The sequence below is a fragment of the Spongiimicrobium sp. 3-5 genome, from assembly GCF_046557915.1.
In the GTDB taxonomy this organism is placed as follows: domain Bacteria; phylum Bacteroidota; class Bacteroidia; order Flavobacteriales; family Flavobacteriaceae; genus JBHEBG01.
The window spans coordinates 669,454-678,388 of record NZ_JBHEBG010000001.1; the positions used below are offsets into that span (position 1 = coordinate 669,454).

The following is an 8,935-nucleotide window of genomic DNA, read 5'->3' on the forward strand; positions in this document are numbered from 1 at the left end:
TTTTTATACATTCCCAACAAACGTGGCTCCGGGCCAGTTCTGGAGTATGCTTTTCTTTAATCTATGAAAAGATGGCTTTTCTTGTTGTTCTTTGGGCATTCTTTAATAGTAGCCGCCCAATTGTCGGTTAAGACAGGTGTCGTTTACGATTCTGTGCCCATCCCAGGAACCGATAAAGAAACTTATGCCCTATACCTCCCCAAGTCTTTTGAAGCCTCCCAATTATCGCCTATAGTACTTATTTTTGAGCCTGCTGCAAGGGGAAGAATAGGTGTTGAGGCGTTTATTGAAGTGTCCGAAACCTATGGATATATTCTGGTTTGCTCCAACGATTCCAAAAACGGGCCCTACAACCGTAACTTTGACATTGCAAATAGACTTTTTACCCATATCTTTTCGCGTTTCAACGTCTATGAAAATCAGATTTATGTGGCCGGTTTTTCGGGCGGATCCAGATTGGCTACCGCCATTGCGTGTTTGGCCGAAAACATTACAGGTGTAATCGCCTGCGGTGCGGGGTTTTCCCATTTGCCAGCGCACAAACCCACTGCTCAAAACTTTTCTTATGTAGGCCTTTGCGGCAATAGGGATATGAACTACAGCGAAATGGTAGGGGTAAATACATACCTCCAAAAACTAAACTTTAACCACACCATGATTACTTATGATGGCGACCATAGCTGGCCACCTAAAGAACAGCTGTTAACGGCTTTTCATTGGTTGGAAACGCAAGGCCACCTAAAAGGAAATAAAACCCTGCCCGAAGCGGAGCTTTATAAAAGCTTTTCATATCATTATAATTTGGCGGCGGATGCTGAAAAAAATGGTCGTTTATTGGAAGCGATGGAACATTATGTCAGAATTGTGAAAACATATGGCAGCTTATATAACATTGATAGCATACAAAAAAATGTGTTGGAACTTCATAAAAGAAAAAAGTATAACAGCAATTTGAAGGCACTTTCAACGGCCTTCGAAAAAGAACTGATATTGTCCAAAAAGCTTATCGAGCGTTTTGAAAAAGATCTAAAAAACCCAGCAAAAGCCAAACTTTCTTGGTGGGATAAAGAATTGCAAAAACTGGATAAATATACTTCGACGGGTTCCGAGATGAAAAAAATGGTAGCACGGGTAAAAAATAAGGTGTTTGCCTCGGCCTACTCTAGAAACAACCCAATGTTGTATCGGTCCAATGACGATCAGCGTAAGTTTTGTTCGGCTATTTGTAAGCTGATCTATCCGGCCTTTGGAAACTGATAATTTAAAATTAAGTCGATGGCTGTGTAATCATTAAATGGTTTTCACCATCTTTAGGTGTGGTATTCCGTCTTCCAAATACGCTTCCCCTTCCGATACAAATCCTAGTGAACTATAAAATTTAATCAGATAAGACTGGGCAGAAAGGCAAATCTTATCGCTATTAAATCTTTCCGAAATGGCCCTTATGGATGCTTCCATTATAAGTTGCCCGTACCCATATTTTCTTTCAGAGGCCCTGACCATTACCCTTCCAATGCTTGGTGAGCTAAAATAATCGCCCGAATTAAACACCCTTGTGTATGCCACAAGCGTATTTTTCTTAATACCTAGAACGTGAAGTGCTTTCTGGTCTTTTCCGTCTACATCCTGATATGCACAATCTTGTTCCAAAACAAAAACCTCGCTACGCAAGCATAGCACATCATAAAGTTCTTGTTTGGATAGTTCTTCAAAAGTTTTAACGGAGACAGTCATACCTTTAATCCTGAACTATTACTTTTTTGCTATCACATTTCCCAAACTCTGGTTGTATGTTCACGTGGTTAATACCAAAATTATGGTAAACCTCTTCCTCTATTTGGTTTAAGACCACATCAAACTCTGACAGCTTTATATCTTTTTTAAAATCTATATGGGCCTCTAAATGAACTTCGTCCTCGTTCAGTTGCCAAATATGAACGTGATGTACATTTTTAACCGGCTCTATATTGCCAATGGCCTCCACTATCTGCTGTACTTCTATGGTCTCTGGGGTAAATAGCATCAGTACTTTTGTAGAAGCTTTTAGCAAGTCGTAACCCATATAAATAAGATATAAGGCAATAGCCAGGGTTAAAGCAGCATCTACCCAATACATACCAAAAAATTTCATCAATATACCGCCAACCAAAACAGCCACAGAGGCCATCATATCGGTTAATAAATGTAAATAGGCAGATTTCATATTCATGTTTTTGTCAGAATCCTTTTTCAATAGAAGAACACTAAAACCATTGGCCAAGATGCCTAATAAAGAGAGCCAGATAACCAGTTCCGATGCTATTTCCTGAGGTTCCAAAAACCTTTCCACGGCTTCTTTAATAAGAATAATGGCTACAATGATCAATGTGGCCGCATTAACGAATGCCGCTATTATTTCAGCTCTTTTATATCCAAATGTTTTGTTTGTGGAAGCTTCTTTTTTGGAAAGCAGGGTGGCAATGTAACTTATAATCAACGATAGCACATCACTGAAATTATGAAGAGCATCCGATAATAGGGAGAGGCTTCCAGAAATAATTCCACCGATAACCTGGGAAACGGTTATCACTACGTTAAGCAATATGGAGATTACAAGATTTCTACCCTTTAAATCTGGATGTGGGTGATTATGATGGGAGTGGGGGTGCGTGCCTGCCATTGTTCAAAACTTACTGGCAAGGTATTTTCTCTACTCTTCGTTCGTGCCTTCCGCCTTCAAACTTCGTTTTTAAAAATGTGTTTACCATTTCCAAGGCTTGCGGAAGTGCTATAAAACGAGCAGGTAAACTAAGAATATTGGCGTCATTATGTTCTCTCGCCAACTGAACTATTTCTTTGGTCCAGCATAAGGCCGCCCTAATCTTTTGGTGTTTGTTAACGGTCATTGAAGCGCCATTTCCGCTTCCACAAATAATAATACCAAAATCGGCCTTGCCATTTTCAACATCCGATGCTACCGGATGTACAAAATCTGGATAATCCACACTATCCGTACCATCCGTACCATGGTTTATTACTTCAATATCCATAGATCTTAACAGGCCTAATATCGCAAGTTTATACTCTGTACCCGCATGATCATTTCCTATCGCAATTTTCATATGAATTCTGTTTTTGTGCACAACAAAGGTACAAATACCTACGGTTTCAACGGTTATTTAGGTTTATCAACAACTTAAAGTATAATAAATACAAAATTCGTTGTTTCTTGGGGTCTTATGCAATTTCATAGTTTGTTAACAAACGGCGCATAAAAAGTTACTATTAAATTTTTGTTTTCTACTTTAAAATTGCCTTATGAAAATTATCTTCAAACCAATACTATATTTCTAAAAAAGTATTGATAAGATATTAAAACTTCCAGTATACTAGTTAACATTAAAAAAACATTTACTTATTAAAAAAATGATGTTGAAACAAGTTATCAATAATGGTTAATAAGAAATCTAAACTTTTGATTTTTAAATAAAAACAATATCAAAAGGACTAAATAAAATGTAAACAAAAAACCTTTTTTGTTCAAAGCAATTTTTATGGTAATTATTTGTTTCTACTATCAACAGACAATAATCAACATCATTTATATTTTAAAATTCAAAAAAAAATAAAAGTAATATGATTATATGTTCATAAGATTATCCTTTGGTTTAAGGTTATGGTATCTGCCGATCTGCAATGAATTATAATTTGTACTTTCCCCAAAATTATTAAAGTTAATGACGAAGAAGAAAAAGAGAGCGAAAAGTAATAGAAAAAACGAGATTACAAAAGGTATCTTTACCGTACTAGAGAAAGAAACCGATAAAAGCTTCAACTACAAGCAAATAGCTGCAAAACTACAGATAACCGATACAAATGATAGGAACCTGCTGATTAAAAAATTGGTACAGCTTAAAGAGAAAAGAAGAATTTTGGAAACTTCCCGGGGCAGTTATAAAGCTTTGGCATCATCAAAATCATATCATACCGGAAGAGTGGATATCACAGGAAGGGGAAATGCTTACATCGTTATCGATGAAATGGAGGATGATATTTTTGTTCCGTATAACAAACTTAAAAGAGCTTTTCATGGGGATACGGTTAAAATTTACGTGTTCCCGAGGAGAAAAGGAAAAAAGCCTGAAGGGGAAATTGTTGAAATTTTAGAAAGGAAGAAAAACGAATTTGTGGGTATTGTGGAGATGCAAAAGACCTTTGCATTCATACGCCCTACGGATATGCGAATGTATACCGATATTTTTGTTCCGAAAGAAAAAATAGGCAAAGCCGCTAATGGTGATAAAGTGGTTGTGAAGATTACGGAGTGGCCAGAGAATGCCGATTCGCCCTTTGGCACGATCATAGGTGTATTGGGGAAACCTGGAGAACATCAGACAGAAATACATTCCATTTTGGCCGAATATGGATTGCCTTATGAGTTTCCTGCAGAGGTATCATTGTATGCAGACAAGATGGATACCAGTATTAAACAAGAGGAAATTGCAAAAAGAAGGGATATGCGCGAGGTGCTTACCTTCACTATAGATCCCAAGGATGCCAAAGATTTTGATGATGCATTGTCTTTTCGCATTTTGGATAATGGTAATTACGAAATTGGCATACATATAGCAGATGTTTCCCATTACCTGGTTCCCGATACAATTTTGGATAATGAGGCTTACGAAAGGGCCACTTCCGTTTATTTAGTGGATAGGGTGGTTCCCATGTTACCCGAAGTGCTGTCTAATAATGCTTGCTCCTTGCGACCCAATGAGGAAAAGTACACATTTTCTGCGGTGTTTGAACTAGACGAAAAGGCCACTGTTAAAAATCAATGGTTTGGTAGAACAGTTATAAATTCCAATGAACGTTTTGCCTATGAGGAAGCACAATATATTATTGAAACGGGGGATAACAATATTCCTGCTGAAGTATCCATACGAGGTGGTTCCTATGAAGTATCCAAACCGGTTGTAGAGGCAACATTGACATTAAATAAACTGGCGAAGACAATGCGCTTGGGGAGGATGAAAGCCGGGGCAATATCCTTTGACAAGGTGGAAGTACGCTTTAACCTCACCGAAAACAATGAACCCCATAGTGTATATTTTAAAGAAGCTAAAGAGGCCAATAAGCTAATTGAGGAATTTATGCTCTTGGCCAACAAAAAAGTGGCAGAGTTCATAGGGAAACAGAAGCCCGAAAAAACTTTTGTATATAGAGTTCATGACGAACCGGATGAAGAGAAATTAATAGCGTTAAACGGAATAATTTCTAGATTTGGACATAGACTTAACTTTAAGGACAAAAAAGCCATTAGCAACTCTCTAAACCAGCTTTTAGAGGATGTTAAAGGCCAAAAAGAACAGAACTTGGTAGATACCCTGGCCATTAGAAGCATGAGCAAGGCAATTTATACTACAGACAACATAGGGCACTATGGTCTGGCATTTGATTACTACACGCATTTTACCTCTCCCATCCGTAGATATCCGGATGTAATGGTACATCGGTTGTTACAACATTATTTGGATGCTGGAAAAACACCAAATGCCGAAATTTATGAGGAAAAGTGCAAACACTCTTCCAATATGGAAAATTTGGCGGCCAACGCGGAAAGGGATTCCATTAAGTATATGCAGATCAAATTTATGCAAGATCATAAAGATCAAGAGTTCCTAGGTGTAATATCTGGCGTAACCGAATGGGGTATTTATGTGGAGATCATTGAGAACAAATGCGAAGGTATGGTTAGGATAAAGGATATAAAAAATGATTATTTTACCTTTGATGAAAAGGAGTACGCCATTGTAGGAGAACGAACAAAGAAAAGATATCAATTAGGAGACGAGGTAAGGGTGATGGTTAAGAGTACGGATTTGGTTAAAAGACACTTGGATTTCAGTTTATTGGAATAGATGAAAATACAGAACATTTTTTGGAATAAAATTTGTGTCCCATAACGCGAAACACCTAAAAACTGAGTTTGAAATGATGAAAAAGATACTTTTTTTAATAGTATTGATATCCGGATTTCAGGTAGCGACCGCGCAGGAAGAAAAAATTACCCAGGAGTTGCAAAACTTTTCGCAGGTCAAGGGGTTTGATGGTCTATCTATCAAGTTGATAAAATCGGATGTGAACAGAGCGGTTATTACCGGTGCCAACACGCAAAAGGTGGCTATTGTTAACAATAATGGCGTACTAAAGCTGCGAATGCAGATTGATAAGCTATTCAGTGGTTACCGTACCTTTATAACACTTTATCACACAGATGAATTATTAGTGATAGACGTTAACGAAGATGCTCGAATAACTTCTGAGCAGTTGATAAAACAAGACGTACTGGAGTTAAAAGCGCAAGAAGGAGGAGAATTGGCCATCAATGCCCAAGTAGAGCAATTATTGATAAAGGCCATAACAGGTGGATTGATAACCACTACCGGATTTTCAGATAACCAAGATGTTGCCATTAACACAGGAGGAGACTACAAAGGCAAGGAATTTAAAACAAAATTTACAACGATCAGCGTCAATGCAGGTTCTAGCGCCGAGGTTTATGCCACAGATTACGTAAAGGCTACAGTAAAGGCAGGTGGTGAGGTATTGGTTTATGGCAACCCTACAAAAATGGACGAGAAAACTGTTTTTGGAGGCAAGATCAAAAGAATGTAATACGAGAATAGCAATACCATGTTAGAAGATGTACAGGCGGCAATTCCGCTGGGTTTTTTATTAAGTTTTATAATTGGGCCCGTTTTTTTTGTACTCTTGGAGACTAGTGCCATAAAAGGATTTAGAGCTGCCATATGTTTTAATCTTGGCGTTATTGTGGCGGATGTGCTGTTTATTACCATTGCGTATTTCAGTAGTTATCAGTTGTTGGAAAATCTAAGCAATCAGCCAGGACTTTATGTTTTTGGAGGGGTCATCTTGCTGGTCTACGGAATTACCACATTTATTAAAAAACAACCTACCGAAACCTTAAAGTTAAAAGTGACCAAAGGCGATTATCTAAGCTTGTTGGGAAAGGGTTTTTTGTTGAACTTCATAAATATTGGTGTTCTTGTCTTTTGGCTTGGGGTAATCATTGTTGTAGGACCTAGTTTGGACAACGACCCTTACCGCATAAAAATCTTTTTTGCAACAATGCTGGGGGCATATTTTATAACCGACCTGTTCAAAATTCTTTTAGCGAAACAATTAAGAAGAAAGCTTACACAAAAAAGGATATACTTTGTAAAAAAGGGTTTGGGAGTACTACTTATTATCTGTGGGTTGGTATTGATAACTAAAGGATTTTTGCCTAAGGATAAGCTAAGTCTAGAGAAAGGTATAGAACTTATTAAGGAAAAAGAATAGTACGGATATTATTGGAAAATAAAAACCCATCCTTAACAGATGGGTTTTTTGTTGAGGCATCGAGCGGATTCGAACCGCTGTACAAGCTTTTGCAGAGCTGTGCCTAGCCACTCGGCCACGATGCCGTTTTGAGAACGCAAATTTACAAAAAATTAATTCTAACACACCTAATAGGAACACTAGTTTTTATTGCAAAGATTTTACGCTTCTTTTGTTATTATATTGGTTTATCTGTGGGCTGTTAATTTGATGGAAACACTTTCTACATCCCCTCCTATTGGAGGGTTAATCTTTGCTACTGAAACGCTTACTGTATTTACCATGGAAATTTCGGAAAAAATCCTGTCCAATATCCTTTTGGCCACATGCTCCAAAAGCTTGGAGGGTATTTTCATCTCTTCTTTAACAATGGCATTGATTTGTACATAATCTACCGTATCCGATAGGTTATCAGAAACAGCAGCCTTGGTGAGGTCGGCCCCTACTTCCACATCTACCCTATAGTCGCTGCCGATAAGGGTTTCTTGAGGCAAACAACCATGATAGGCATACACCTTTATGTTAGTAACTGCTACGTTTCCCACGGAAAAATCAAGTTTTTACAAATACAAACTTAACCCATTCCTATGAAATTAGTACATACATCTACAGTTACTTAGTCCTTGGAAAAGATCTACTCCCAAGGTAACCACATGGGTACCGGTACTATAGCCTAATATTTCGTTGAGAATGACTTGATAGGAATACCCAAAATAGAAATTGTTCTTTTTTAGGCCTATTATAGGTGCTATATAGAGTGGATCCCCAATTTGATCGTTAAGAAAACGATAGGTGACCCCCGCATAGTAGTAATCTTCAAAGTCGTACCATCTAAACTTTACGTTTACATCGGTTACAGACCTGCCATCACTTTCAAAAAGTTGGAAGAACACCGAGGGTTCTATTTCCAAATCACTGTTCTTGTTCTTTTTGTAACGATAGCCTGTATAAATAAAATAGTTTCTGAGCGTATTGGGCTCAAAGACAGGATTAAACTTGGCCAAATCCTTTCCTAATAGGTTAGAGGCATTTAAACTAAAATAGAATTTATCTTTTCTATAAAGTAAGCCCACATCAAAATTATGATTTGTAGTAGCCCTATCATCGGTTACACTTGGATCTATGGCACTAAAGTTTTCTATATCTATTCTAAATTGATTAAAGTTATACGATATCCCAAAAGAAAGAAATTCATCGTCATACCTGTCCAGAGTAAGATGGTGTGCAAAAGATGCACGGGCTCCCCTTTGTTTAGTCTCACCATTGCTATCATTGTATAGGAGCATTCCTATACCGGACCGGTTGCCAACCCTTGCATCTGCTGCCAAGGACTGGGTATCTGGGGCATCCTCTATACCCACCCATTGTGTAAGCCCATTGATCCTAATTTTTACATGATCACCAATACCAGCGTAGGTAGGCGACATAACAAAGGGATTGTCCGCCAGGTATTGTGAAAGCTGCGGTATGGTAAGCTCTTGGCCCCATGAGGCCAAGGTGCTTACTAGGAGCGCAACGGTTATTAGTTTAATACGCATAGTCTTTTTAGGTTAAG

9 protein-coding genes and 1 tRNA gene are annotated in these 8,935 nt (G+C 38.0%); 4 read left to right on the forward strand and 6 right to left on the reverse strand.

What is annotated here, in order from left to right; genetic code table 11:
* Positions 1-63: 63 nt before the first annotated feature.
* Entirely contained in the window at positions 64-1,257 is a 1,194-nt protein-coding gene (locus ACEQ81_RS03000; protein WP_411029363.1) for a hypothetical protein, read from the forward strand.
* Between the two features lie 33 nt (positions 1,258-1,290).
* On the opposite strand, the gene ACEQ81_RS03005 is transcribed toward ACEQ81_RS03000, so the two are convergent.
* The 3 genes from ACEQ81_RS03005 to ACEQ81_RS03015 are packed head-to-tail and all read right to left on the reverse strand — an operon-like array spanning position 1,291 to position 3,101.
* Complete coding sequence (locus tag ACEQ81_RS03005) at positions 1,291-1,734, reverse strand: GNAT family N-acetyltransferase (RefSeq protein ID WP_411029364.1); 444 nt, start codon at positions 1,732-1,734, stop codon at positions 1,291-1,293.
* Between the two features lie 4 nt (positions 1,735-1,738).
* Positions 1,739-2,659, reverse strand: a complete 921-nt coding sequence (locus ACEQ81_RS03010; protein ID WP_411029365.1) for a cation diffusion facilitator family transporter — start codon at positions 2,657-2,659, stop codon at positions 1,739-1,741.
* Positions 2,660-2,669: 10 nt separating this feature from the next.
* A complete protein-coding gene (locus ACEQ81_RS03015; RefSeq protein WP_411029366.1) occupies positions 2,670-3,101 on the reverse strand; it encodes an RpiB/LacA/LacB family sugar-phosphate isomerase in 432 nt (143 codons plus the stop codon).
* A gap of 615 nt (positions 3,102-3,716) precedes the next feature.
* Between ACEQ81_RS03015 and rnr the strand changes: the two genes are divergently transcribed.
* The 3 genes from rnr to ACEQ81_RS03030 all read left to right on the forward strand — a co-directional run bounded on the left by rnr (position 3,717) and on the right by ACEQ81_RS03030 (position 7,341).
* Positions 3,717-5,897, forward strand: a complete 2,181-nt coding sequence (rnr, locus tag ACEQ81_RS03020; protein WP_411029367.1) for a ribonuclease R — start codon at positions 3,717-3,719, stop codon at positions 5,895-5,897.
* 76 nt (positions 5,898-5,973) lie between these two features.
* Positions 5,974-6,654, forward strand: coding sequence for a head GIN domain-containing protein (locus ACEQ81_RS03025; RefSeq protein ID WP_411030364.1), 681 nt, complete (start codon positions 5,974-5,976; stop codon positions 6,652-6,654).
* Positions 6,655-6,672: 18 nt separating this feature from the next.
* A complete protein-coding gene (locus ACEQ81_RS03030; RefSeq protein WP_411029368.1) occupies positions 6,673-7,341 on the forward strand; it encodes a LysE family translocator in 669 nt (222 codons plus the stop codon).
* 54 nt (positions 7,342-7,395) lie between these two features.
* On the opposite strand, the gene ACEQ81_RS03035 is transcribed toward ACEQ81_RS03030, so the two are convergent.
* The 3 genes from ACEQ81_RS03035 to ACEQ81_RS03045 form a co-directional block, all read right to left on the reverse strand.
* A tRNA-Cys gene (locus tag ACEQ81_RS03035) sits at positions 7,396-7,466 on the reverse strand.
* A 102-nt stretch (positions 7,467-7,568) separates the two neighbouring features.
* The gene (gene folB, locus ACEQ81_RS03040) at positions 7,569-7,925 is read right to left on the reverse strand and encodes a dihydroneopterin aldolase (RefSeq protein ID WP_411029369.1); all 357 of its coding nucleotides are present in this window, start codon (positions 7,923-7,925) and stop codon (positions 7,569-7,571) included.
* A gap of 48 nt (positions 7,926-7,973) precedes the next feature.
* A complete protein-coding gene (locus ACEQ81_RS03045; protein WP_411029370.1) occupies positions 7,974-8,918 on the reverse strand; it encodes a type IX secretion system membrane protein PorP/SprF in 945 nt (314 codons plus the stop codon).
* Positions 8,919-8,935 lie beyond the last annotated feature (17 nt).